We start from the raw sequence: 24,194 nt of genomic DNA, 5'->3' as shown, positions 1-24,194 counted from the left end.
GGTACGTGCCTCATTTCACCTCGCCGGCCGGGTCGGTGACCCGCCTCTGCCGCAACGATGCGGGTAGCGGCTGATTGCCGTGCCGCTGGGGGTGAGGCATGCGCCCAATCTGGGCTCAAGCAGAGTTGGCCATCAAAAAGGGCCGACCGCCTTAGGGGAGGAATGATATGCAGCGTCTCTTGGTTGCAGGTGTGTCTGTTGCCTTCGCGATCGCAGCGGGTGTCGGCCCGACGGATGCGGCGGACAAGAAGGTTCTGGCCTTCGTCGTCAACGGGGCGTCCGACTTCTGGAAGATCGCCGAGGCCGGGATGAAGAAGGCGCAAGGCGAGCTGCCCAACTACGAGCTCCAGTTCAAATATCCGGAACAGGCTGCGGCCGCCGTGCAGCAGCGCGTGATGGACGACCTCGTCGCCGCCGGTGCCGCCGGCATCATGGTCAGCGCGGTCGATCCAAAGAACCAGACCGAGCATCTCAACAAGGTTGCGTCCCAGACGGTGCTGTTCACCACCGACAGCGACGCGCCGAAATCCAAGCGCGTGGCCTATATCGGCTCCTCCAACACCGACCTCGGCAAGGAGGCAGGAAAGCTGATGGTCAAGGCGCTGCCGAACGGCGGCAAATGCGTCGGCTTCGTCGGCCTACCCGGCGCCGACAACGCACGCGAGCGCATCGAAGGCGTGAAGGAGACGCTCAAAGGCTCGAAGGTCGAGCTCGTCGACGTTCGCGGCGACGAGATCGACCAGACCCGCGCCAAGCGCAACGTCGAGGACATCCTCGCCGCCATGCCCGATGTGAGCTGCCTCGTCGGCTTCTACTCCTACAACACACCGCGGATCTACGAGGTGCTCAAGGAGGCCGGCAAGCTCGGCAAGATCAAGATCATCGGCTTCGACGAGGATCCGATTACGCTCGGTGGCGTCAAGGAAGGCAGCATCGTCGGCACGGTGGTGCAGCAGCCGTTCGAATGGGGCTATCAGGGCATGAAGCTGATGGCGAACTACATCGGCGGCAACAAGTCCGGCATTCCGGCTAACGGTATCATCATCGTGCCCGGCAAGGTCATCGAAAAGGCGAATGTCGACGAGTTCATGGCCTCGATGAAGCAGATGCTGAAGAAATAGGAGAGATCCGCGCTGCCCGCCGTGCAGCCTGCCATGCCAGAACCGTTTCTCGAACTGGTCGACATCAGCAAGAGCTATCCAGGCGTGGTCGCTCTCGACCACGTCGGTCTCCAAGTGTCGCCCGGCGAGGTCGTTGCGCTGATCGGCGAGAACGGCGCCGGCAAGTCGACGCTGATGCGCGTGCTCGGCGGGGTCGTGGAGCCCAGCGGCGGCTTTATTCGTGTCGATGGCGCCGCGCGATCTTCGCTCACCGTGGCGGATGCGATCAAGGCGGGCATCGCCTTCGTCCATCAGGAACTGAACCTGTTCGACAATCTCGATGTCGCCGGCAACGTCTTCATCGGCCGCGAGCCCGTGCACGGCGGGCCCTTGCGGCTGATCGACCGCAAACGGATGTATGCCGATGTCGCGCCGCTGCTGGAGCGGCTGGGCTGCGATTTCGCGGCCGATGCGCCGCTCGCCGACCTGTCGCTGGCGCAGCGCCAGCTGGTCGAGATCATGAAGGCGCTTTCGCTCGACGCTCGTCTCGTCATCATGGACGAGCCGACCTCGAGCCTGACGCTCGCCGAGACGGACCGCCTGATGCGCACCGTGGCCGGCCTGAAAGCCCACGGCGTCAGCATCATCTTCATCACGCATCGGCTCAACGAGGTGATGCAGTGCGCCGACCGTGCGGTCGTGCTGCGCGACGGTCGCGTGGTCGGCGCGCTGACGCGTGCGGAGCTCTCTCCGGCGGCGATGATCCGCTTGATGATCGGCCGCGACCTGAAATCGCTCTACGTTCCGCCGGCCGCGCCGCCCGGCGACAGCGTGCTGGAGATCGTCGATGCCGTCACCGACACCTATCCCGGCCGCGCCGTGAGCCTGTCGGTCCGCCGCGGCGAGATCCTCGGGCTTGCCGGCCTCGTCGGGTCCGGCCGCACCGAGCTCGCCCGCGCCGTCTTCGGCATCGATCCACTGCGTGGCGGCACGATACGACTCGATGGCGAGCCGATCCGTATCGCAAGCCCACGGGCCGCCATCGAACAAGGCATCTATCTCGTTCCGGAGGACCGCAAGGGCGCAGGCCTGCTGCTCGACGTCTCGATCGCCGAAAACATCTCGCTGCCGGATCTGGCGTCCTATATGGCGCTTCTGGCTGGTAGATACGGATCGCGAGAACGAGAACGCGGTGCGTCAGCGGGAGCGCCTAAAAATCCGCGCGCCCGACGTCAAGACCGCCGTCGGCTCGCTGTCGGGAGGCAACCAGCAGAAGGTCGTGCTCGCCAAATGGCTGTCGATGCGGCCGAAGGTGCTGATTGTCGACGAGCCGACGCGTGGGGTCGACGTCGGAGCCAAGCAGGAAATCTACGGCATGCTGCGCCGCCTGACCGATGCCGGGGTGGCGATCCTGATGATCTCCAGCGACATGGAGGAGGTGATCGGGGTCAGCGACCGGCTCGCGGTGATGCATGAAGGCGCGATCTCGGGCTTCCTTGATCGCAGCCAGTTCAGTGAGCACAATGTGCTGCAGCTTGCCGTTGGCCACACAATCACGGCGGAGGGACCTTGAGCAAGAAAGACCTGAGCCTTCTCGTTCTGATTCTGATGGTCGGGACCGTTGTCGCCCTGATCAATCCGAGATTCCTGTACGTCGGCAATCTCTCGAACACCGCCAACCAGATCGGGTTGTTCGGCATCTTCTCCATCGCCGAAGCCTTCATCATCATCATCGGCGGGATCGAGCTGTCGGTGGGTTCGGTGATCGCACTGCTGGGCGTCCTGTTCATCGACCTGATCGTCAATCACGACGTCAACTGGGTCGTAGCCCTCGCGATGATCGTCGCGGCCGGGCTCGTGATCGGCCTGGTTCATGGCACGCTGGTGACCAGGATGCGGATCCAGGCTTTCGTGGTCACGCTGTGCGGCCTCCTGATCTACCGCGGCGCGGCGCGCTATTACACCGAGGACGCGACGGCGGGCTTCGGCTTCGGCGCGAGCTTTCCGATGTTGGAATGGCTGGCCGCCGGCCGCACCAACGTGCTCGGATTCCCGCTGCCGCACAGCGTGGTGGCGCTCGCCGTGGTGGCCGTGATCGCCTCGGTGGTGCTTCACCGCTCGGTGTTCGGCCGCTATCTCCTTGCCGTCGGCAAGAACGAGGAAGCGGCACGGTACTCCGGCATTCGCACCAACCGCGTGATCATCTCGGCCTATGTCATCTGTGGCGGGCTGACTGCGTTTTCGGCGATCCTGATCGCGATGTACACCCGTTCCATTTCGCCGGCGGTGCACGGCTCGTTCTACGAGCTCTACGCCATCGCCGCCGCCGTGCTCGGCGGCTGCTCCTTGCGCGGCGGCGAAGGCTCGATCATCGGCGTCGTGCTCGGCACCGTGCTGCTCCAGGTGCTGCAGAATCTCGTCAACCTGCTGGGCATTCCGAGCTCGCTCAATTTCGCGGTGATGGGAACGGTGATCCTGGTCGGCGTGCTCGGCGATCAATATCTGGTGCAGCGACGCCACCGCGCGAGTGCGGCCAAAGGCCGGGAGCAGGCGAGCGTCGCTGCGGCTCCGCTCGAGCGCGTGAAGGTGGAGTGAAAATCTAGAACGTCACCCGCAACCCCGCGTAAAACGCGCGCGGCCTTGCCGGGCTCAGCGAGCGCGGGTCGGTGAAATCCGCGCCGCCATTGGTGAAGTTGGGCAAGGCGTCGCGGTCGAAGAACTGGCCGTAGGTCACGTAACGCTTGTCGAAGATGTTGTCGACGCGGCCGTAGAGCTGGACGTTCTTCGCGATCTGATAGGAGGTGTGGAGATTGAACACCGTATAGGACGGCAGCTTCGCGAACTGGTTGGACTCGTCGCCGACCAGATACTGGCTGGAGACGAACAGCGCGTTGCCGCCGACCTTCCAGACGTCGGTCACGGCATAGTCGACGCCGACCTTGACGCGGTGGCGCGGGACTGCCGGGATCTGGTTTCCGGGCCTGACCTGAATGGTCTCGGAGGTATCGTCGGCAAACGGGCTTTCCGAGCCGAGCTCGAGCGGATCAAGGAAGCGGGCATCGACGAACGCGTAACTCGCCTGGAACTGCAGCGTCGGAGACTTGATGTTGACTTCGGCTTCGAGCCCCTGCCGCCGTGTGCGGCCTACGTTCGAAAAATAGCCGAAACCAGTCCGGCCAACGACCGGCACCGCCATGATGTCGTCGTGGTTGGTGGCGCGAAAGCCGCCGATCTTCCATCCGAGGGTGCCGATGTTCAACTCCTTGGTGCCCCGGAAACCGGCCTCCACGGTCTTGGAGACGACCTGCTTCAACGGTGGATCCGCAACCAGGAAGGCCGCGATGAGACAGGGCCTGGCGGGATCGGCGCAGCCGAGCTCGAGCGGTGTCGGCACGCGGTTGGCCTCGGAATAGCCGGCATAGGCGGTCAATTCCGGCGTGATCCTGTAGGTGCCGCCGATGATCGGATTGAAACGCGTGAAGGTGTGATCGCCGTTGAGCGCAGTCCCAAGCTGATCTTCCAACGTGATCCGCGCCGCATTGAAGCGGCCGCCCCCCGTGATGGCGAAGGCTTCCGTGACGTTGAACGTATCCAACGCGTAGAGGCCGTTATACTGATTGACGGTCCGCAGCGAGACCGGGCCGGCGACGGGGTCCGCCACAGGAGTCGGTCCCAGGAAAACGCCGCTGCCGCTGACGACGTAGTTCTCTCCCATCGAGCCGATTTCGGAGGAGGCGTTGTAGCGCGTGACGCTGGCGTCATAGGTTGCGCCCACCACGAAGCGGTTGTCATGACCGAACAACTGGTCGGTGTTGGTGGCCTGCCCCGACACGCCGAACGTGGTCGAACGGATCGAGCCGCGGTCGATCGCGCCGAGGATCGTGCCCGGCGCAAATGGGTTGGCAAGCTGCACGCCGCCCGCGCCGTAGGCGGGTGAGGTGTCGTCGCCAAAGCAGAGCAGCGCCGGATCTGCAGCGCACTCCTCCACATCGGTCGGGTTGCCGTCGACCACCTTTTGCTCGTACCTGCGCACACGCGCGATGCCTTCGAGCGTCCAGGTCGGCGTCGCGTCGACCTTGCCGGTCAGGTTGAGATAGCCGACGCGATTGGAGGTGGTCTGCGGCGTGGTGTAGGTCGCGCCCCAATATCTGTCGAGCAGCTCGGCCGGGACCGTGGCGCTGGCGCCGAAATCGTTCTTGGCCACGCCCATATTGGCGTGGAATTCGCTGTCGCCGGCCCTGTAGCCGACATCGCCGTAGAAGCGCCGCACGGTCGATTGGGAAAAATTGCGGAAGCCGTTGTCGCGCAGTCCTTCGAGCGCACCGTAGACGGCGAAGTTCTGGTCGACCTGCTTGCCCCATTGCGCCGAGCCCTGGATGCGGCCGAACGATCCGCCCATGAGGTCGAGCTCGGCGCCCTGATAGGTGAAGCCGTCCTTCATTTGCAAGTTGATCGCGCCGCCGAGTGCATTGAGGCCGAAGGCCGGATTGTTGGTCACCAGCGTCACCGACCTGATCGCGGCCGTCGGAATCAGGTCCCAATTGACGGCGTCCGAGAAGGCCTCGTTGATGCGGACGCCGTTCTGGTACACCGCAAGGCCTTGCGGCGTGCCCGTCACGGGCGAAGCGACGAAGCCGCGGAATTCGACATCCGGCTGGAACGGATTGCCGGTGACTTCGCTGATGTTGATGCCGGCGATGTTGTCGCGCAGCGCGTCCGTGACGTTCAGCGAACCGGTGCGCCTGATCTGGTTGGCATCGACGGCATTGATCGCCGACGGAACCTTGTCGACATCGAGACCCCGGCCGGTGCCCGGCGAGGTCGGATAGACGTAAAGGCGTGTCCTCGGCGCGGCCGATCCCGGCGCCCCCACGCGCGCAACAGGTCGCGACGGCGCCGCGCGCCGCGCCGAAGGTGGTGCGGTCACCTCGACCGGCGGCAGGTTCTGGACGTTGGTCTCCTCGTCCGGCGCGGCCCCGGCAGGGGTCGCATAGACCAAGCCCGATACCAGCCCGGTCGACACCGAAGCCATCAACAAAGCACGCTTGAACGAAACAACCTTGCCCATCCCCGCCTTCCCATCCGTGACCACCGAATGTTTTGATGTTCCGCCGATTGGTCGGGACGAGTTTATTCGGCCGCAATGGGGACGCCAGCCACAAAAGGTCGGACCCTATCCACACCCATTTTCCCGACCAAATCGGGAATTTTTCCCGATCGCTTTGGATGCGATCAGGTTGCCGCTGTCGGCACCAGCGCTTCCACGGTCACACCGCCCTCACCCGAGACCACATTGAGCGTGCCGCCGAGCGCCAGGATCCGCTCGCGCATGCCGACGAGGCCGAAGCCGAGCTTCTGGCCTGGCTCCATGCCGCGGCCGTCGTCGCTGACCCGCACCCGGGCGCAGAAGCGGCCGCCGGCCTGCTCGACCGGCTCGATGACGACACTGACCGAGGTCGCGCCGGCGTGGCGGAACACATTGGTGAGCGCCTCCTGCACGATGCGATAGATGGTGAGATCGGCGGTCTCGCCGGTGGGGCCCAGCGCCGGCGAGATCGAGGTCTCGATCGCAACGTCGGGATGCGACTCCCGCCACAGCCGCGACAGGGATTCGAGCGCCTGGCGCAGGCCGAGCTCGGCAAGGCCCACGGGCCGAAGACGCTCCAGCACGCGGCGATTGAACTGCTGGAGTGCATTGATCTGCTCCAGCATGGCGCTGCCATGTTTGCGTACGGCATCGGCACTCGGCTCGCGTCCGTCCGCCTGCTTCGCCAACGCGCTCGCATGTGCGCGCAGCGAGAACAGATAGGGCCCGAACTCGTCATGCAATTCGCGCGCGATCTCCTTGCGCTCGATGTCCTGCAGCGACACCGCGCGCTCGGCGAGGCGCCGCTTGTCCTCGACCGCTTCACCAAGCGTCGCGGCAAGATGGTTGAGCCTGGTGCAGATCGCCGCGAGCTCCGGCGCGCCGCCCGGCGCGACGCGGGCCTCGTAATGTCCGCTTTCGAGCTTCCCCATGGCGTCCGCCAGCGACTGTAACGGTGCCAGGGCACGGCCGACCACCTTCATCATCAGGAAAAACAGCGCAAGCGCGATCACCGAGCCGACCTCGAGCTGGGTCACGATGCCGTCCCAGATCTCGGCGATCTCGTCGTCGGGATGCGAGGTGATCACGAGCGAGCCGGGCTTGCCGCGGATCGAGACCGGCACGCTGACCGCGGTCTGCTCCGGATGGACCAGGCTGACGAACCAGGCCGGCGGGGCACGCGTGTCGACATCGGAGCCAAGCCGGCGGGGCGTCAGCGGGTTCCCACCGGAATCGTGCAGCGCGATGCTGACATGGCGCAGGCGGCTGAGATCGCGCGCGATCTGGTTCAGCCTGGCATCAGGATCGGGTGCCTCGTTGAGATCGGCAACGATCATCTCGATGAATTCGCGCGCGAGGCGGATCACGCTCTGGTCCTCGGCCTGCACGCGCGGGCCGGCCTCGGCGATCTGCCGGCCGATATTGACCGCGAGCCCCAGCGCCAGCAGCAGCGCCAGCAAGAGATTGATGCGCCCGCGCAAGGAAAGATTCTGCCACATTGGTCTCGCTCGTGCCTCGCGAAGGGTTGGCGCCTGTCCGACGACGTTGACAGAGGCGAACCGCCCGATATCTAATCGGAAGCGTACAGCAATCCCAGCCGGGTTGCATGAGCCGACACGAGACGCGCGTCTTGCTTGGTCAGTCTCATGCGGCGCAGAACAGGCAAGCTCCAAGGGAACGGGCTGTTGCGGGGAACGCCTATGCGCATTCTGATCGTCGACGATCATCCCATCGTCGCCTCCGGCTGCCGTGCCGTGCTGGCCGACGAAGGCGAGATCGAAATCTTGGAAGCCGCCGATGCCGAGGACGGCGAGTGCGTCTTCATCGTCGAACGTCCCGACCTCTGCATCATCGACATCAATCTGCCGACCGTCTCCGGCTTCGAGCTCGCGCGCCGCATCCTCGAGCGCGCCCCTGAGGCCCGCATCATCATGTTCAGCATGAATGACGACCCCGCTTTCGCTGCGCGCGCGATCGAGTGCGGCGCCAAGGGCTACGTCTCCAAGACCGGCGACCCCGACGACCTCGTCGAGGCGATCCGCGCCGTCGGAAGCGGCGGCACCTATCTTCCGACCGCGATCGCGCGCAGCATCGCCTTCGCCGGGCCGACGCTGGCGCAAAGCCCGCTGTCGAAGCTGAACGCGCGCGAGATGGAGATTCTGCGGCTGCTCAGCGCCGGCAAGAGCCTGTCCGAGATCGCGTGGCTGGTGCAATCGTCCTACAAGACGGTGGCCAATACCTCGTCCATCATGCGCCAGAAGCTCGGGGTGAAGACCTCGGTGGAGCTGGTGCGGCTGGCGATCGACAGCGGTGTCGCCTAACCACGCCACGAATTCGGTCACACAAGCGTTGCAATCTTGGTGTGGTGAGACGCCACGGAGCTCTTAGGCATGACGATTCAGACTGTCTCGACCAACAAATCCCATGGCGGCGTGCAGGGCGTCTATCGCCATGCCAGCCAGGTGACCGGAACCGACATGGTGTTCTCGGTCTATATCCCGCCGCATGCGGACGGGGCCAAGCTGCCCGTGGTCTGGTATCTCTCCGGCCTTACGTGCACGCATGCCAACGTCACCGAGAAGGGCGAGTTCCGCAAGGCCTGTGCCGAGCTCGGCCTGATCTTCGTCGCGCCCGACACCTCACCGCGCGGGCCCGATGTGCCGGGCGATGCCAACAACGCCTATGATTTTGGCCTCGGGGCCGGCTTCTATGTGGACGCCACGCAAGAGCCGTTCGCGCGCAATTATCGCATGTGGAGCTACGTCACGGACGAGCTGCCGAAGCTGGTTGCGGAGAGCTTTCCGGTCGATGCCAAGCGGCAATCGGTGATGGGCCACTCGATGGGCGGCCACGGCGCGCTGACGGTGGCGCTGCGCAACCCGCACCGCTTTCGCGCAGCCAGCGCCTTTGCCCCGATCGTGGCGCCTTCGCTCGTGCCCTGGGGCATCAAGGCGCTGACCGGCTATCTCGGACCGAACAAGGAGGCCTGGCGCAATCACGACACGGTGGCGCTAATCGAGGACGGCGCCAAGTTCTCCGGCTTCCTAGTCGACGTCGGCGAGGCCGACAATTTCCTGAAGGAGCAGCTCAGGCCGGAGCTGCTCGAGGCCGCCTGCGCCAAGGCCGGCATCCCGCTGACGCTGCGGCGCCAGGCGGGCTACGACCACAGCTATTATTTCATCTCGACCTTCATGAGCGATCACCTGCACTGGCATGCGGAGAGGCTGAAGGGGTGATGTCTTTCTCCTTCTCCCCTTGCGGGAGAAGGTGGCGCGAAGCGCCGGATGAGGGGTTCTCTCCGCTCGCACGACCATTCGTGGGGATGGAAACCCCTCACCCGTCTCGCCGCTACGCGGCGAGCCACCCTCTCCCACAAGGGGAGAGGGAAAACCTCTTCACGGCTTCCCGTAGTTCGGCGCCAGCAGGCGGTTGCGGATGAGATAGCTCATCGTGCGCGACCAGGATTCATCCGTGTTGCCGCGCATGTCGGCGCTGGCGACCGCGACCATGTTGCCGGTCTTCACGTCGCGCAGATAGATGTTGAGATTGATGATCAGGTTGGAGACCTTCTGCACAAGGCCGGTGATCTCCAGATCGGCGCCGAGCTGGCCGGCGAGCTTGAGGTCGCAGCCGCCGCAGGCCTGCAGGTTCGCGCCACGGGCGGCCTCCCGTATCGGCGCGATGTCAAGCACCTGGAACCGGCCCGACTCTGCCAGCTCCTTGCGCAGCTGCTCGCTGATGCGCATGAGCCGCGCCTCTTCCGGCTTGGAGCCGTAGAACTCGCCCGGCAGGCTGGTGTCGACCAACTCGAAATCGAACACCGCGAGCTTCGGTGGATCGGCGAGCGCGCCCGCCCCCGTCGGCAGCAATGCTGCGGTTGCCAACAATGCTCGCATGATCGTGATTCCCGGCTTCGCGCGCGCGGGGACGAAATGCGGGGTTGCACGGCCTGACAAATTGGTCATGCTTGAAGCAGAGACAATTCTTCACCGGCGGTCAAGCCGGGGAGATCGTCTGGAGGAAACATGATCCGATGGTTGGCCGGCCTGATCGGCTTTGGTTTTGCCGCGACGAGCGCGCTTGCGGCCGATCCCGTCACGATCGGCGTCGGCTATCTCGCAATCGCCGGCACCCGATCAACGCTGTCGCTCGCCGAGCAGCCTGCCGAGAATGACGGCCTCGCCGGCGCGCGCCTTGCCATCGAGGACAACAACACCACCGGGAAATTCACCGGCCAGCGCTTCACGCTGGAGGAGCGCCGCATCAGGGAAGGCGAGGACGTGGCGCAGGCTGCGACCGCGCTCGCCGAGAAGAACGGCTTCATCATCGCCGACCTGCCCGCCGATGCGCTGTTGAAGGTCGCGGACGCCTTGCGCGACCGCGGCACGCTGCTGTTCAACGCCGGCGCGATCGACGAGCGGCTGCGCGAGACCGATTGCCGCGCCAACGTCATCCACACCGCGCCGACGCGTGCGATGCTCGCCGACGCGCTCGGCCAATATCTGGTGTGGAAGAAGTGGTCGCGCTGGCTGCTGGTGGTCGGCTCGCACGACGAGGACAAGCTGTTCGCGGATGCTATCAGGCGCACCGCGGCGCGGTTCGGCGCCAAGATCGTGCAGGAGCGAACCTTCGAGGACAAGGGCGGGGCGCGGCGCACCGATAGCGGCGTGGCGCAGATCCAGCGTCAGATCCCCGTCTTCACGCAGCAGGCACCGGCCTATGACGTGCTGGTCGCCGCCGACGAGAGCGAGGTGTTCGGCTCTTATCTGCCCTATCGCACCTGGGATCCGCGCCCGGTCGCCGGCTCGGCCGGCCTCGTGCCGCGCAGCTGGGACGCATCGCAGGATCAGTGGGGCGCGATCCAGATGCAGAACCGCTTCATCAAGCTGAATTTGCGCCGGATGACCGCGCGCGACATGCAGGCCTGGACGGCGGTGCGCATGATCGGCGAAGCCACCTCGCGCGCCAATTCCGGCGAGGTCAGGAAGGTCACCGATTTCATCAAGGGCCCGGATTTCTCGGTCGCCGCCTTCAAGGGCACGCGGCTGACCTTGCGCGACTGGAACCTGCAGCTGCGTCAGCCGATCCTCCTGGTCGACGGCCGCATGGTGGTGTCGGTGTCGCCGCAGGAAGGATTCCTGCACCAGGTCTCCGAGCTCGACACGCTCGGCTACGATCGCCCGGAGAGCAAATGCAAGCTGAAGTGAGGATGCAGATGTCGCGGATGTGGCGTGTTGGACTTCTCTCCGCATTGGCGCTGGCGGCAGCCCCAGCGCATGCGTTCATCGCCTATGTCTCGAACGAGAAGAGCAATACGGTCTCGGTGATCGATACCGACAGCTGGACCGTGACCAAGACCATCAAGGTCGGCCAGCGTCCGCGCGGCATCGACCTTACCCGCGACGGCAAGTTCGTGATGGTCGCGGTCGGCGACGACGACACCATCCAGGTAATCGACGCCAAGACGCAAACCGTGGTGGACAGCCTGCCCTCCGGACCCGACCCCGAGCTGTTCGCGCAGGATGCCGCCGGCAAGATGCTCTACGTCGCCAACGAGAACGACAACACGGTGACGGTGATCGACCTCGAGAAGCGCGCCCGGCTCGGCGACATCCAGGTCGGTGTCGAGCCCGAGGGCATGACCATCAGTCCGGACGGCAAGACGCTGATCAACACCTCGGAAACCACCAACATGGCGCATTTCATCGACACCGCCTCGCGCCAGATCGTCGCCAACGTGCTGGTGGACGCGCGGCCGCGCTACGCCGAGTACAAGCATGATTCTTCCGAGGTGTGGGTGTCCTCGGAGATCGGCGGCACTGTCTCGATCATCGACCCCAAAAAGCACGAGGTGATCGGCAAGGTCACGTTCGAGATTCCGGGCTTGCGCAAGGAGGCGATCCAGCCGGTCGGCATCGGCATGACCAGAGACGACAAAACCGCGTTCGTCGCGCTCGGCCCCGCCAACCGCATCGCCGTGGTCGACGTCGCCTCGCGCAAGGTGACGAAATATCTCCTGGTCGGGCAGCGGGTCTGGCACATGGCGTTCACGCCGGACGAGAAATATTTGCTCACCACCAACGGTGTGTCGAACGACGTCTCCGTCATCGACGTCGCCGCGCAGAAGGTGATCAAGACCATTCAGGTCGGCGAGCTGCCCTGGGGCGTTGCGATCGCGCCATGACCAGCCCCGCTCCGATCGCCGAAGCGCAGGAGACGCCGAGACCCGAAGGAGCCACGGTGCCGGCGTTGTCGATCGACGGCGTCAGCCATGCCTATGGTCCGCGGCGCGCATTGATGGACGTGTCCTTCAATGTGCAGCCCGCGAGCTTCACGGCGCTGCTGGGACTCAACGGCGCCGGCAAGAGCACGCTGTTCTCGCTGATCACGCGGCTGTTCGGCATCCAGTCCGGCCGCGTCGGCATTTTCGGGCACGACGTCAGCAAGAGCCCGGGCGAGGCGCTGCGGCTGCTCGGGGTCGTATTCCAGCCGCGCACGCTCGATCTTGATCTGTCGCTGACGCAGAACCTGCTCTACCACGCCGCCCTGCACGGCATTGGCCGCCGCGAGGCCTCGGCGCGCAGCGCCGAGCTGCTCGGCCGCATCGGCCTTGCCGATCGCGCTGCAAGCAAGGTGCGCGACCTCTCGGGCGGACAGATGCGGCGGCTGGAGATCGCCCGGGCGCTGCTGCACCAGCCGCGCCTCTTGCTGCTCGACGAGCCGACCGTCGGCCTCGACGTCAAGGCGCGTGCCGACATCATCAGCCACGTCCGCCAGCTCGTGACCGAGCAAGGCATCGGCGTGCTCTGGGCCACGCACCTGTTCGACGAGATCATGCCCGGCGACGATCTCGTGGTGCTGCACCAGGGCAAGGTGCTGGCGCAGGGGCCGATGAGCCGCGTCATCGCCGCAACAGGCGCGCAGGACGTCAACACCGCCTTCATGCGCCTGACCGGCGCACAAACCATGCCTGGAGGCGGCGCATGAGCAGCATCACGACGCGCGAGGCGCCGCGCGGCTTCTCGTTCGCCGAGTACATGACCTGCCTCAGCGGCATCGTCTGGCGCGAGGGCCTGCGCTTCCTGCATCAGCGCGAGCGCTTCGTCTCGGCGCTGGTGCGGCCTCTGGTGTGGCTGTTCATCTTTGCCGCCGGCTTCCGCCAGGTGCTCGGCATCTCCATCATCCCGCCCTACGAGACCTACATCCTCTACGAGGTCTATATAGCGCCGGGACTGATGGCGATGATCCAGCTCTTCAACGGCATGCAGTCCTCGCTCTCGATGGTCTATGACCGCGAGATGGGAAACATGCGCACGCTCCTGGTGAGCCCGCTGCCGCGGGGGTTCCTGTTGTTCTGCAAGCTGCTCGCGGGCACCGCGGTATCGCTGCTCCAGGTCTATGCGTTCCTGCTGATCGCCTGGCTCTGGGACATCACCCCGCCGCCCCAGGGCTATCTCACCGTGCTGCCGGCGCTGATCCTGTCGGGGCTGATGCTGGGCTCGCTCGGCATGCTGATCTCGTCGGGCATCAAACAGCTGGAGAACTTCGCCGGTGTCATGAACTTCGTGATCTTCCCGATGTTCTTCGCCTCCTCCGCGCTCTACCCGCTCTGGCGCGTGCAGGAGGGCAACCCCTATCTCTATTATCTGTGCGAGGCCAATCCGTTCACCCATGCGGTCGAGCTGATCCGTTTCGCGCTGTATGGCCAGATCAACTGGATCTCGCTGGCGGTGGTCGCTGCTTGCACAATCGTCTTCATGATCGGCGCGATCCTGGCCTATGATCCCTCGCGCGGGCTGGCGCGACGCGGGCCTGCGGGAGGCGAAGGATGATTGTTCGGGTTCTGGTCACCTCTCTACTGGTGCTCGCTGTCGCGAGCACGACGGCGCACGCCGCCGATCCGCGCTATCCGGACTGGCCGTGCACCCAGGCGAAGGTGCCCGAGATCTCGCTGGCGGCCGTGTGGGGCGGTCCGCCGCTCGACGACGTCCAGAACAGATGGAAGGACGACGCCAGGATCAGCGCGCTCGTTGCGAAACTGGCGGCGCGCAAGACGCCACTGGATGAGGCGGAAAAGCTGGTGAAGGAGTTTCTCGCGGGTTCCGCTGCCGACAAGACCGCGAACGCAAAGCTGCTGTTCGCCGGCCTGTTCGACACGCTCAACGCCCAGCGCTCCCAGGTCATGAACGGACTCGAGCGAGTCAGCCGCAAGCAGCGCGATGCCGCCGACAAGATCCGCGAGGAGGCAATTCAGCTCCAGGCCCTGCAAGGGGCCACACCGCGTGACGAGGCCAAGGTCCAGGCGCTCAGCAACGAGCTGATCTGGAAGACCCGGATCTTCGAGGACCGTAACAAGGTGGTGCGCTTCGTCTGCGAGGTTCCAACCTCGCTCGACCAGCGCCTGTTCGCGCTCGGACGCGTCATCCAGCAGGAAATGGAATAGCGTCAGTTACGCTGACCGCTCACGAAAAGTTCCCGCAATCGCCCCGGCAACGTTAACCTTTCGCCGCGCTATGTGCCGGAACCAAATCGATTTATGATGGCTTGTCGACGTGAACTCAAGACGTCGGGAGGCCTCGATGGGAACCACAAGAATCATGTTTGCGGGCGCTGCGGTCCTCAGCATGCTCGCAACCAGCGCCTTTGCTGACGACATGACCGGGATGATCACGCGGATCGATCGGCTCAACGGCACGATTTCGATCCAGCAGACCCAGAAGGGCACGGTCGGCGCCAGCACAGGCAGCGCCGGCGCGCTCCAGGAGTACAAGGCCAAGGATGCGGCGATGCTGGATGCCGTCCATGCCGGCGACAGGGTGAGCTATTCTGCGACCGAGACCAACGGTACGGGCACCTTGACGAAGCTGCAGAAGCAGAAGTAACGGCGCAGGCGCCTGATCTCTCCTGCTTGCATCAATGTTGCTCCGGCCGCGGCTCCGGCTGCGCCTCTTCCGTCGGCAGCTTCGCGCCCTCCCAGCCGTCGGTGCCGTCAGGATACCAGGCGATGTTGGCATAGCCGTAAGCGAGCGCACGCTTCGCCGCGTTCCAGGACATCCAGCAATCGGCGAGGCAATAGATCACCAGCAGCGCGGCCTTGTCGCCGCGTGAGGCGCGCGCGAGGCCACGCTGAAGATAATCGTCCATGGCGGGCGGCAAGTTGCCGTAGCCGGTGTCCGGCAGCCAGAAGCTGCCCGGAATGTTCCTGCGCGGCGCGTCACGCCACACCGTGCTCACAGGAAGGTTCTTTGGTTTCGGCGCGCGCGGCATCACGTCAACGAAGGTGCCGCTGTTCGCACGCCAGATCGCCTCCGCCTCGCCGGTCGTGAGCACGCGCGCGCCAGCGAGCGTCGCCGGCACCGGCGCGCGATAATTGTCGGTACGATATCCCTCGGGCTCGAACGGCTCCTGCTGCTGGGCCGACGCCGGGGCCACGAGCAAGGCAACGACGAACGCAGCGGCAAGCGGCCGGCTCATGGCGCCTTCTTGGCCGTCTCCGCGCCGAGCGGCCGGTTGTTCTCGTCCAGCAGCGGCACGCCGAAATCGAGCAGGATCTTGTTGATCTCGCCCTGGTTCTCCTGGATCACCCGGTTGAGCTGCCGCTTCCAGTTCTGGTCGGCGGGTCGCACGCCCATGCCGATGCGATAGACCAGCTTGGACCCGGTGGTCTCCTTGACCAGCGGCATGACGTGCAGCGAGGGGCCGGCTTTCTTCGCATAATAGCCGGCCATCGGTCCCCAGAGCACGCCGGCGTCGATCTTGCCGGCAGCGAGGTCGTCGATCATCGCCTGCGCGGAATTGTCGAAGCGCGTGTCGATCATCAGCTGATAGGGCTTTGCATCGCCCATCAGGCCTGCCAACGCCATATTGGTCGCCGGCGGCGTGCCGGCGACGATGCCGATATGCTTACCTTTCAGGCGTGCGTCCTCCAGCGTGTCGACGTCCTCGAGCCCGCTACCGGTCTTGGCAACCAGTGCATAGGTCGTGCGGTAATAGGGATTGGTGCCCTGCACGAGGTCGTCGCCCTGCGGGTAGCCCATGATGACGTCGCAGCGATGCGCACCCAACGTCATGCGCACGAAGCCGGCGGCCTGCGGGAAGAACACGTAGTCCAGCTTCTTCTGCAGCTTGTCCGCCAGAAACTCGGCGAGCTTGTTCTCGAAGCCCTCGCCCTTCTCGTTCGAGAACGGCAGGTTGCGCGGGTCGGCGCAGACGCGCAGCACCTTCGGGTCGACCAGCTCGAATGAGAGATCTCCGGTCTCGTTGGTCTGCGCGATGGCGAGATCGCCATAGGCACATGATGCGATCACGATCCAGAGTGAAAACCACCAGCGACGATGTCGTCCGGCCTGCGTCATCGCGCTTCCTCCTCGTTTTGTTTGAATGTAATCCATGCAACGCATGACGCGCCACGTGTGCCAACTTTTGCCGGCTTTGCTTTGTTGCAGTGCAATGAGGCCAATCCTTTGAACTGAGGCGGAAAAGTGTCTCGCATCGCTCTCGTGATCGCAGCCTTGTCCCTGGTAACAGCTACGCTAGCACGCGCCGGGGCGGGCGAATTGCCTGTGAGCGAAGTCGCGCCGGGAATCTTCGTACACTCCGGGGCCATAGCGCTGATGAGCCGCGAGAATGAAGGCGGCATCGCCAATATCGGCTTCATCATCGGAGGTGACGCGGTGGCCGTGATCGACACTGGCGGCAGCCTGCGCGAAGGCGAGGCGCTGCTGGCGGCGGTACGAGCGCGCACGCAAAAGCCGATCCGCTATGTCATCAACACCCATGGCCATCCCGACCATGTCTTCGGCAATGCTGCCTTCATGGGGGAGGGAACCAGCTTCGTCGGCCACAGCAAGCTGCCGCAGGCGCTGGCGAGCCGCGGGCCCTTCTATCTCGACAATTTCAGGCGCCTCATGGGCCCCGAGCTGATCGATCCCGTGAAGATCGTACCGCCGACCCTGCTCGTAACGGACACGCTCACGCTCGATCTGGGCTCGCGCCGCTTGACCTTGCGCGCTTGGCCGGCCGGGCACAGCGACAACGATCTGACCGTGTTCGACGAGAGCACCAAAACCCTGCTTGCCGGCGATCTCGTCTTTCTCGGCCACATTCCGGTGATGGACGGCAGCATTCGCGGCTGGCTCGCCACGCTGAAAGAGTTGGAGACGATCCCGGCGCTGCGCGTTGTTCCCGGTCACGGTCCTGTGAGCGACTGGCCAGCGGCGCTGAGCGATCAACGACGTTACCTGTCAACGCTGCTGTCCGACGTCCGCGCCCTGAACAAGAGGGGCGCGCCGATCCGCGCCGCTGCGGACAAGGCGGCGGCGGACGAGCGGCCGCACTGGCAGCTGTTCGAGGACTACAACGCCCGCAACGCAACTGCAGCATTTTCGGAAATTGAATGGGAATAGCGGGCGCGCTACGCTGGCAGGAGATCAGCGTCGCCTAAACCCACGAGCATGACCATGATGGGATGCACACGCCGCCTGCCCCTGATCGCCCTACTCCTCGGCATCGCCTTCGCCGCGCCGACGCAGGCGGACGAGGCCTCCGATCCCTGGCCGGGCCTGGTGCAGGACATCTTCAGCAACCGGCCGATGAACGACGGCGCCGAGGTCATCGGCATCGAGATGCCCTATCGCGCCGAGGATGCCGCCATCGTGCCGGTGACGCTGCGCAGCAAGCTGTCGCCCGGCGACAGCAGACGCATCCGTTCGATCACGCTGGTGATCGACCGCAATCCCGCGCCGATGGCCGCGAAGTTCGAACTCGGGCCGGAGGCCAATGTCACGGAAATCTCCACCCGTGTGCGCGTCAACAATTACACCGACGTGCACGCGGTCGCCGAGCTCAGCGACGGCCAGCTCTACGTCTCGAAAGTCTATGTGAAGGCCTCTGGCGGCTGCTCGGCGCCGGCTGCAAAGAACGTGGAGGAAGCCAAGAACCGGCTCGGCCAGATGCGCTACCGGCAATTCGCCCGTGAAGAGGGTCCGGCAAGCCGGCTGCGCGAAGCGCAGATCATGATCGGCCATCCCAACAATTCCGGCCTGCAGATGGACCAGGTCACGCAGCTCTATATCCCCGCCTTCTTCATCAACCAGCTCAGATTGACGCAGGACGACAGCCCCGTGCTGTCGATGGAAGGCGGCATCTCGATCTCGGAAGATCCCAACCTGCGCTTCACCTATGTCTCCAACGGCGCCAAGCGCTTTCGTGCGGAGGCCCGGGATACGGACGGGCATGTGTTCCGCAATGAATGGGATGTGGAGAAACCGGGGACTTAGTTTCGTCAGACTTGCGCTGAAGCCCCCTCTCCCCTTGCGGGAGAGGGTGGATCGCCGCGTAGCGGCGAGACGGGTGAGGGGTATGTTTCCGCGCCCACCTGCCTCTCATGCTGGAATATGCCGATAGAACCCTCATCCGGCGCTTCGCGCCACCTTCTCCCACAAGGGGAGAAGGAAGATCGCACCGTCTGTGCCGCGATAGCTAAAAACACCTCACCTCGGCTTCCGCCTGCGCGCGCCTTAAGTCATTCACCGCCGAGTTGGCCTGCTCCGAGGTGCGAAACTGCACGCCGAGATCGCCGCGCACTTGCGACATGCTGAGCGCGGTCTCGGCGGTAACATAGCGCTCGTAGGGTATGATCGAGGCGACCACGTCGATGGAGCAGGAACATTGCTCGATCGCGGAGCGCGTCTCGCCGTTGGCCTTCATGCAGCCATAGACGTATTCCGCGCGCGCCGCGGTGGGATAATCATTGGCCTCTTCGGCCCGTGCCACGCATACGCTGGCAGCGAGCGCCGTCAATGCGGCGACAATCGGTCGTAGCCGTCCGGCCAGATCCATGCGCGTCCTCCCGCTGGTTGCGACCAAGGCTATGCTATGCGTATTGTGCTGAAAAGCACTCTGTCAGAGGAAACGGCTCACAAGGTGATGACAGTTTTGGCGCGAATTTGGGCGCTCGCAACGGTGCTGGCGCTAGCCGCACCTGCCGGCGCTGCGGACACAATCCGCCTTGCGGTGCAGAAGACCGGAACATTCTCGTGGGAGCTGGCCGCGATCCGAAGCGCCGGCCTCGACAAGGAGGCCGGCCTGGCGCTGGAGGTCACCGAGCTCGCGAGCACCGAGGCCGGCAAGATCGCGATGCGCGCCGGCAGCGCCGACATCATCCTGTCGGACTGGCTGTGGGTGTCGCGCGAGCGCACGCTCGGTGCGAAGCTCACCTTCTATCCCTATTCCAGCGCGCTCGGCGCCGTGATGGTGCCGGCCTCATCGCCGATCAAGACGCTCGCCGACCTCAAGGGCCGCAAGCTCGCGGTCGCCGGCGGGGCGATCGACAAGAGCTGGCTGCTGCTGCAGGCGCGGATGAAGCAGGACGGCATCGACCTCAAGTCGGAAGCAACCATCGTCTACGGTGCCCCGCCGCTGATCGCCGCCAAGGCGCTGGACGGCGAGATGGATGCGAGCCTCAACTTCTGGAATTTCTGCGCCCAGCTCGAGGCCAAGGGTTTCAGGCGCCTGACCGGCATCGAGGACATCTTGCCGAAGCTGGGTGCCAAAGGCGCGGTCGCCGCGGTCGGCTATGTCTTCGATGAGAGCTGGGCCGCGAGCCATAAGGAGGCCGTCGCGCGCTTCATCGCGATGACCCGCAAGGCCAAGGAGTTGCTGGCGACCTCGGATGCGGCCTGGGACAAGGTCGCGCCGCTCACCGGCACGACGGATCCTGCCCTGCTCAGGACCTACCGCGAGCGCTACCGCGACGGCATTCCGCGCCGGAGCATCGATGACGAGGAAAAGGACGCGCGCGTGCTATACCGCGTGCTGGCCGAGATCGGCGGCCGCGACCTCGTCGGCCCCGCAGCCGAGCTCGATCCCGGCACCTTCTATCACGCAGTCCCCGGAGACTGAGGTGCTGCGCCTGCTGTCGTTCGCTCTGTTCCTCGCGATCTGGTGGATTGCCGCGCTCGTGGTCGGCGGCGCAAAGCTGCCTTCCCCGCCGGCGGTGCTTCAGGTGATGATCGCGGAAGCATCAAGCGGCGCGCTGTTCCTGCATCTCGGCGCCACGCTGGCGCGCGTCGCGCTCGCCTTCACCCTCGCGATGTCGCTCGGCAGTGCCATCGGCTATTTGATGGGCCGGGTGAAGCTCGCCGACCGGCTCGGTGATCCCTGGCTGATCCTGCTGCTCAACCTGCCCGCATTGGTCGTGATCGTGCTGGCCTATATCTGGGCTGGCCTCACCGAGGCCGCCGCGATCGCAGCGATCGCCATCAACAAGCTGCCGACCGCCATCGTCACCTTGCGCGAGGGCACGCGCGCGCTCGACCGTTCGCTCGACGAGATGGCGAGCGTGTTCGCAATGCCGCGCTGGCGCGCCTTCCGCCACGTCGTGCTGCCGCAACTGGCGCCCTATATCGCGGCCTCGGCCCGCTCCGGCCTGTCGCTGGTGTGGAAGATCGTGCTCGTCGCCGAGCTGCTGGGGCGGCCGAACGGCGTCGGCTTCGAGATCGGCGTCGCCTTCCAGCTGTTCGACACGCCGCGGCTGCTGGCCTATTCCCTCACCTTCGCCGCCGTCGTGCTCGTCATCGAAACCTTGCTGGTGCAGCCGTTCGAAGCCCGCGCAAACCGGTGGCGGCCCCGTGCGGCTTGAGGTCGATATCACGGGCAAGACTTTCAGGAGTGCCGCGGGCGGAACGCACGAGGTTCTGGCGCCCGTCAAGTTCGCGCTGCAATCGGGCGAGGTCGGCGTGCTGATCGGCCCCTCCGGCTGCGGCAAGAGCACGATGCTGCGCATCATTCTGGGACTGGACCACGATTTTGCTGGCAACGTCGCGCGACCGCCGGAGGCACGGATCGGCATGGTGTTCCAGGAGCCGCGCCTGCTGCCGTGGCGCTCGGTCGAGCAGAATGTACGGCTGGCTGCGCCCGATGTCGCTGATGCCAAGCTCGCCGAGCTCTTCAGGATTTTGGAGCTGGAAGCGCATCGCGACCACTATCCCGGTGAGCTCTCGCTGGGTTTGGCCCGGCGCGTGGCGCTCGCCCGCGCCTTTGCCGTCGAGCCGGATATTCTGGTGCTCGACGAACCGCTGGCATCGCTCGATGACGCTCTCGCCGGACGCTTGCGCGATGAAATTGCAACGCTCGTCGCGAGCCGGCCGGTGATGACGCTTTTGGTGACACACAGCCTGGACGATGCCGTGCGCCTGGGCGACCGGCTGTTCTTCCTATCGCCGCGACCAGCGCGGATCGTGGCCGAGGTGCCCATCGGCATCCCGCGCGACACACGCGGCGAAGCCGAAATTGCAGCGATAAAGGCCGGCCTCGCGCAACGAACTCAAGGCGACCGCACTGAGCGAGATGCCTCATAGCCGGTCGCCTGGCGGACGTGCTAGATTAGCGGGCGGCGGAGCTGATGATGACACGAACAGTCGCCTTCGCAACGCTTGGTCTTGCAGCGCTTAGCCTCGCACTCGTTGCGGTGACGGCGGGCGCGCAGGACATGATGCGTGGCGTCGACCTCACCTCCCCCGCGATGGTCTCGGCTGAAATGACGAGGCCGGAGGTCGAGGCCATGTTGGCCAAAGCGAGCCCAAAGCAGCCTGCCGATTTCACCGGCAAACGCCTGTCGGGTCTCGATCTGTCGGGGCTGGACCTGTCCAACACGGTTCTCCGCGCCGCGCGGCTCAACAAGACAATACTTCGAGACGCCCGGCTGGACGGTGCGATCCTCGATCAGGCGTGGCTGCTGGATGCGGATCTTACCGGCGCAAGCCTGAAGGGCGCCAATCTATTCGCCTCGCAAATGGCCCGCGCGCGTCTCGACGGTGCGAACCTGTCAGGAGCGCGCATCGCTGCCGACCTCACCGGCGCAAGCCTGGTCGGCGCCTCGATCGCGGACGCGAATCTCGGCGCCGATATGCGCAACCAGTCGATGGGACTGATGCGCGCGGTGCTGAGATCCGCCAAGCTGGAACGGCTGAACGCGCGCAACGCCGATTTGTCGCGCGTCGACCTCGAATTCGCAGTCCTCAGGGGCGCCGATCTGAGCGGCGCATCACTGAAAAACGCCCAACTCGGCGGAGCCGATCTGACCGGCGCCATCGTCATCGACGCCGATTTCGACGGCGCCGATCTCATCTCGGCGAAGCTGATCGCACCAAACGGGCTTGACCGCGCCAAGAATTTCGACAAGGCAAAGAACCGCGAGCGCCTGATCAAGGAATGACGGCGCCCTTTGGGAGGACTGGCTGATGCGTGGGGTTCTTGCTTTGATCGCGTTGTTGACGCTTGCCGGCGAAGCCGCCGCGCAGACCAAGGGCAAGGGCATAAGGCTCTGGAATCTCACGACGGAGACCATCTCCGGCTTCCAGCTCGCACCCGCCGGCAAGACCGACTGGGGTCCGAACCAGTGCCTGAATGACAAGGACAAGGAGGTCGACCACGACGAGCGGTTGCGCATCAACGGCGTCGAGCCCGGCCGCTACGACGCCAGGGTCAGTTACCCCAATGCACGGCAGTGCGTCGTCCGCGATATCGAGATCAAGGCGGATGCAGTGTTCTCGATTGCGGACAAGGATCTGAAGGACTGCACCAAGTAGCGTTCGAACCGATTCTGGCAGCTCACGCCTTGTCGTTCGGGTGCGGATATTCGCAGCGCCACTTCACCGCGTGCCACTTCGGATGCTCACCGACCCATTGCGCGATATAGGGCGGCGCGGCCATCGCGCATTGCCGCGGCGACCCGGAATAGTGGAACACCAGATGCCGCTCCTCGCAGGTCGCAGGCGAGAGCACCGCGCACACAGTCACCACCAGGTCAATCGGGTTCATGCCGGGATCCTCTCGCAAGGGGGCGATGGAGAGATTAGCACATGAAGCTACGCGCGAAGGAGGGGGAAGTTTCATAGCGCCGAAGCCTCGTCATGGCCGGGCTCGGCTATCCACGCCTTGCCTCGTGGAACAAAGAACGTGGATGCCCGGGCCGTCGCCTCGCCGAAGCGGCTTCGGCCGCGTAGCCGGGAGAAGCCCGAGCATGACGACCTTCCGTGTTAGAAGTTCACGCCGAACACCAATCGCGCCTGATGCCGCTCGAAATTGACGAGGTCGAGATTGCCGCCTGAGCCGGCCGGGCGCCCCCAGGCCTGCATGCTCCAGCTTGCGGTGAGCCGGGAACGCTCGGAGAGCTGGAAATAGGCGGTGGGGCCGACAAACAGGGCCTGGCCTGAGAACTCGCTAAGGCCGATGCCCTCATATTGCCGGAAGTAGCGCATCTCGCCGCCAAGCAGCACATTGGGCCGCACGCGAACCAGGCCGGCAAACGCGGCCCCGATCGTCGAGCTCTTCTCGGATGCCCCTCCAATCTCGAAGCGCGCCCATTCCGGCTGGTAGATCAGGTTGAGGGCGCCGATGGCGAAGTTCGGAATGAGTTCGCGGTCGAAGGCGAGCGTGAATTCGGTGCCGTACATCCGCCCTTTCGCGCCGCTGGTCTCGTCGATGCGGTCGCCGTGGAGCTCGGCCGCAATCGTGAAGCCGAATGGTGCGCGCTCGCGGTCGAGCAGGCGATAGCGCAGGTCAAGCGAGATGCCCTGGAAGTTGAACTGGCGGCGGTCGTCTATATCAGGGACGCCGGTGATGTGGTGCAAGCTGGCGGTGCCGCCGACCTCGACACGAAAATTCGGCAGCGGCACGACCTCGATCTCGACCTCATGTTCAAGGGCGCGATAAGCGCCCCCGCCTTTGCCGAAGCGCCCCGTCGTCTGGGTCTGGAATTCGCGCTCGCCGACATTGCCGATATCGGTGCCGATCATGAAGCCGAAGATGTGCTCGGTATCAAAACCTGCCTCGGCGCTGCTGCGCGCCGGCGCCAGCACGATCGCGCACACGATCACCGTCCAGAACTTGCAGGCTCTGCCGCCCATCCCGTGCCCCAAAGGCGCGCGCCGCTGTGATCCGGCAGCAGCGCTGACCGGGCGTCAGCGTAACACACTGCCGCAGAGCACGGTCGAAATTTTGCGGGA

Annotated in this window: 25 protein-coding genes and 1 pseudogene; 18 read left to right on the top strand and 8 right to left on the bottom strand. The window is 65.0% G+C overall.

From position 1 onward, the window contains the following. Window positions 1-167: 167 nt before the first annotated feature. The 3 genes and pseudogenes from I6F21_RS05465 to I6F21_RS05455 all read left to right on the top strand — a co-directional run bounded on the left by I6F21_RS05465 (window position 168) and on the right by I6F21_RS05455 (window position 3,695). Window positions 168-1,121, top strand: coding sequence for a sugar-binding protein (locus tag I6F21_RS05465; RefSeq protein ID WP_036007875.1), 954 nt, complete (start codon window positions 168-170; stop codon window positions 1,119-1,121). A gap of 33 nt (window positions 1,122-1,154) precedes the next feature. Then, window positions 1,155-2,673, top strand: a pseudogene (locus I6F21_RS05460) (sugar ABC transporter ATP-binding protein). Continuing rightward, window positions 2,670-3,695, top strand: coding sequence for an ABC transporter permease (locus I6F21_RS05455; RefSeq protein ID WP_225182860.1), 1,026 nt, complete (start codon window positions 2,670-2,672; stop codon window positions 3,693-3,695). Before I6F21_RS05460 ends, I6F21_RS05455 begins: the two are co-directional and overlap by 4 nt. A gap of 4 nt (window positions 3,696-3,699) precedes the next feature. Here I6F21_RS05455 and I6F21_RS05450 read toward each other — a convergent pair whose 3' ends face one another. Together I6F21_RS05450 and I6F21_RS05445 are read right to left on the bottom strand one after the other, a co-directional pair. Then, window positions 3,700-6,168, bottom strand: a complete 2,469-nt coding sequence (locus I6F21_RS05450; RefSeq protein WP_225182859.1) for a TonB-dependent receptor — start codon at window positions 6,166-6,168, stop codon at window positions 3,700-3,702. A gap of 164 nt (window positions 6,169-6,332) precedes the next feature. Further along, on the bottom strand, window positions 6,333-7,685 hold the full coding sequence (locus I6F21_RS05445; protein ID WP_192893121.1) for a histidine kinase: 1,353 nt from the start codon (window positions 7,683-7,685) through the stop codon (window positions 6,333-6,335). A 201-nt stretch (window positions 7,686-7,886) separates the two neighbouring features. On the opposite strand from I6F21_RS05445, the gene I6F21_RS05440 reads away from it, so the two are divergent. Further along, window positions 7,887-8,507: a response regulator transcription factor gene (locus I6F21_RS05440; RefSeq protein ID WP_225182858.1), complete on the top strand. Its 621-nt coding sequence runs from the start codon at window positions 7,887-7,889 to the stop codon at window positions 8,505-8,507. 69 nt (window positions 8,508-8,576) lie between these two features. Then, window positions 8,577-9,422: an S-formylglutathione hydrolase gene (gene fghA, locus I6F21_RS05435; protein ID WP_225182857.1), complete on the top strand. Its 846-nt coding sequence runs from the start codon at window positions 8,577-8,579 to the stop codon at window positions 9,420-9,422. A 159-nt stretch (window positions 9,423-9,581) separates the two neighbouring features. Here fghA and I6F21_RS05430 read toward each other — a convergent pair whose 3' ends face one another. Beyond that, window positions 9,582-10,151 (bottom strand): DUF3280 domain-containing protein, encoded by a 570-nt coding sequence (locus tag I6F21_RS05430; protein ID WP_225182856.1) that lies wholly within the window; start codon window positions 10,149-10,151, stop codon window positions 9,582-9,584. Window positions 10,152-10,211: 60 nt separating this feature from the next. On the opposite strand from I6F21_RS05430, the gene I6F21_RS05425 reads away from it, so the two are divergent. From I6F21_RS05425 to I6F21_RS05400, 6 genes are all read left to right on the top strand, one after another. Then, a complete protein-coding gene (locus I6F21_RS05425) occupies window positions 10,212-11,393 on the top strand; it encodes an ABC transporter substrate-binding protein (RefSeq protein WP_225182855.1) in 1,182 nt (393 codons plus the stop codon). An 8-nt stretch (window positions 11,394-11,401) separates the two neighbouring features. Then, a complete protein-coding gene (locus I6F21_RS05420) occupies window positions 11,402-12,370 on the top strand; it encodes a YVTN family beta-propeller repeat protein (protein ID WP_057026749.1) in 969 nt (322 codons plus the stop codon). Continuing rightward, entirely contained in the window at window positions 12,367-13,173 is an 807-nt protein-coding gene (locus tag I6F21_RS05415) for an ABC transporter ATP-binding protein (protein ID WP_225142952.1), read from the top strand. Before I6F21_RS05420 ends, I6F21_RS05415 begins: the two co-directional genes overlap by 4 nt. After that, a complete protein-coding gene (locus I6F21_RS05410) occupies window positions 13,170-14,018 on the top strand; it encodes an ABC transporter permease (protein ID WP_225112021.1) in 849 nt (282 codons plus the stop codon). The genes I6F21_RS05415 and I6F21_RS05410 overlap by 4 nt, the downstream gene beginning before the upstream one ends. Continuing rightward, a complete protein-coding gene (locus I6F21_RS05405) occupies window positions 14,015-14,629 on the top strand; it encodes a hypothetical protein (protein ID WP_225182854.1) in 615 nt (204 codons plus the stop codon). The genes I6F21_RS05410 and I6F21_RS05405 overlap by 4 nt, the downstream gene beginning before the upstream one ends. Window positions 14,630-14,765: 136 nt before the next feature. Then, window positions 14,766-15,068, top strand: coding sequence for a copper-binding protein (locus I6F21_RS05400; RefSeq protein ID WP_036007909.1), 303 nt, complete (start codon window positions 14,766-14,768; stop codon window positions 15,066-15,068). A gap of 31 nt (window positions 15,069-15,099) precedes the next feature. Here I6F21_RS05400 and I6F21_RS05395 read toward each other — a convergent pair whose 3' ends face one another. Together I6F21_RS05395 and I6F21_RS05390 are read right to left on the bottom strand one after the other, a co-directional pair. Continuing rightward, a complete protein-coding gene (locus tag I6F21_RS05395; protein ID WP_036029396.1) occupies window positions 15,100-15,660 on the bottom strand; it encodes a PQQ-dependent catabolism-associated CXXCW motif protein in 561 nt (186 codons plus the stop codon). Continuing rightward, the gene (locus I6F21_RS05390; protein WP_192893120.1) at window positions 15,657-16,541 is read right to left on the bottom strand and encodes a substrate-binding domain-containing protein; all 885 of its coding nucleotides are present in this window, start codon (window positions 16,539-16,541) and stop codon (window positions 15,657-15,659) included. Before I6F21_RS05390 ends, I6F21_RS05395 begins: the two co-directional genes overlap by 4 nt. 126 nt (window positions 16,542-16,667) lie before the next feature. Between I6F21_RS05390 and I6F21_RS05385 the strand changes: the two genes are divergently transcribed. Next, window positions 16,668-17,591 (top strand): quinoprotein relay system zinc metallohydrolase 2, encoded by a 924-nt coding sequence (locus I6F21_RS05385; protein ID WP_225182853.1) that lies wholly within the window; start codon window positions 16,668-16,670, stop codon window positions 17,589-17,591. Between the two features lie 54 nt (window positions 17,592-17,645). Next, window positions 17,646-18,464, top strand: a complete 819-nt coding sequence (locus tag I6F21_RS05380) for a quinoprotein dehydrogenase-associated SoxYZ-like carrier (RefSeq protein ID WP_225182852.1) — start codon at window positions 17,646-17,648, stop codon at window positions 18,462-18,464. 202 nt (window positions 18,465-18,666) lie between these two features. Here I6F21_RS05380 and I6F21_RS05375 read toward each other — a convergent pair whose 3' ends face one another. Beyond that, entirely contained in the window at window positions 18,667-19,026 is a 360-nt protein-coding gene (locus I6F21_RS05375; protein ID WP_109142938.1) for a hypothetical protein, read from the bottom strand. A gap of 87 nt (window positions 19,027-19,113) precedes the next feature. Here I6F21_RS05375 and I6F21_RS05370 point away from each other — a divergent pair, with 87 nt between their 5' ends. The 5 genes from I6F21_RS05370 to I6F21_RS05350 are packed head-to-tail and all read left to right on the top strand — an operon-like array spanning window position 19,114 to window position 22,775. Then, window positions 19,114-20,088: an ABC transporter substrate-binding protein gene (locus tag I6F21_RS05370; protein ID WP_109142937.1), complete on the top strand. Its 975-nt coding sequence runs from the start codon at window positions 19,114-19,116 to the stop codon at window positions 20,086-20,088. Between the two features lies 1 nt (window position 20,089). Continuing rightward, complete coding sequence (locus I6F21_RS05365; protein WP_036042015.1) at window positions 20,090-20,827, top strand: ABC transporter permease subunit; 738 nt, start codon at window positions 20,090-20,092, stop codon at window positions 20,825-20,827. Beyond that, window positions 20,817-21,545, top strand: a complete 729-nt coding sequence (locus I6F21_RS05360) for an ATP-binding cassette domain-containing protein (RefSeq protein WP_128263283.1) — start codon at window positions 20,817-20,819, stop codon at window positions 21,543-21,545. Before I6F21_RS05365 ends, I6F21_RS05360 begins: the two co-directional genes overlap by 11 nt. 47 nt (window positions 21,546-21,592) lie before the next feature. After that, window positions 21,593-22,402, top strand: a complete 810-nt coding sequence (locus I6F21_RS05355; protein WP_225182989.1) for a pentapeptide repeat-containing protein — start codon at window positions 21,593-21,595, stop codon at window positions 22,400-22,402. Between the two features lie 25 nt (window positions 22,403-22,427). Continuing rightward, window positions 22,428-22,775, top strand: a complete 348-nt coding sequence (locus I6F21_RS05350; protein ID WP_225182851.1) for a hypothetical protein — start codon at window positions 22,428-22,430, stop codon at window positions 22,773-22,775. A gap of 22 nt (window positions 22,776-22,797) precedes the next feature. Here I6F21_RS05350 and I6F21_RS05345 read toward each other — a convergent pair whose 3' ends face one another. After that, window positions 22,798-23,007, bottom strand: coding sequence for a hypothetical protein (locus tag I6F21_RS05345; RefSeq protein ID WP_036007926.1), 210 nt, complete (start codon window positions 23,005-23,007; stop codon window positions 22,798-22,800). A gap of 218 nt (window positions 23,008-23,225) precedes the next feature. Then, the gene (locus I6F21_RS05340; protein WP_051056922.1) at window positions 23,226-24,095 is read right to left on the bottom strand and encodes a hypothetical protein; all 870 of its coding nucleotides are present in this window, start codon (window positions 24,093-24,095) and stop codon (window positions 23,226-23,228) included. Between the last annotated feature and the right edge of the window lie 99 nt (window positions 24,096-24,194).

Source organism: Bradyrhizobium sp. NBAIM03, assembly GCF_020194055.1.
GTDB lineage: Bacteria > Pseudomonadota > Alphaproteobacteria > Rhizobiales > Xanthobacteraceae > Bradyrhizobium > Bradyrhizobium yuanmingense.
This window is presented reverse-complemented; position numbering and strand designations above follow the sequence as displayed.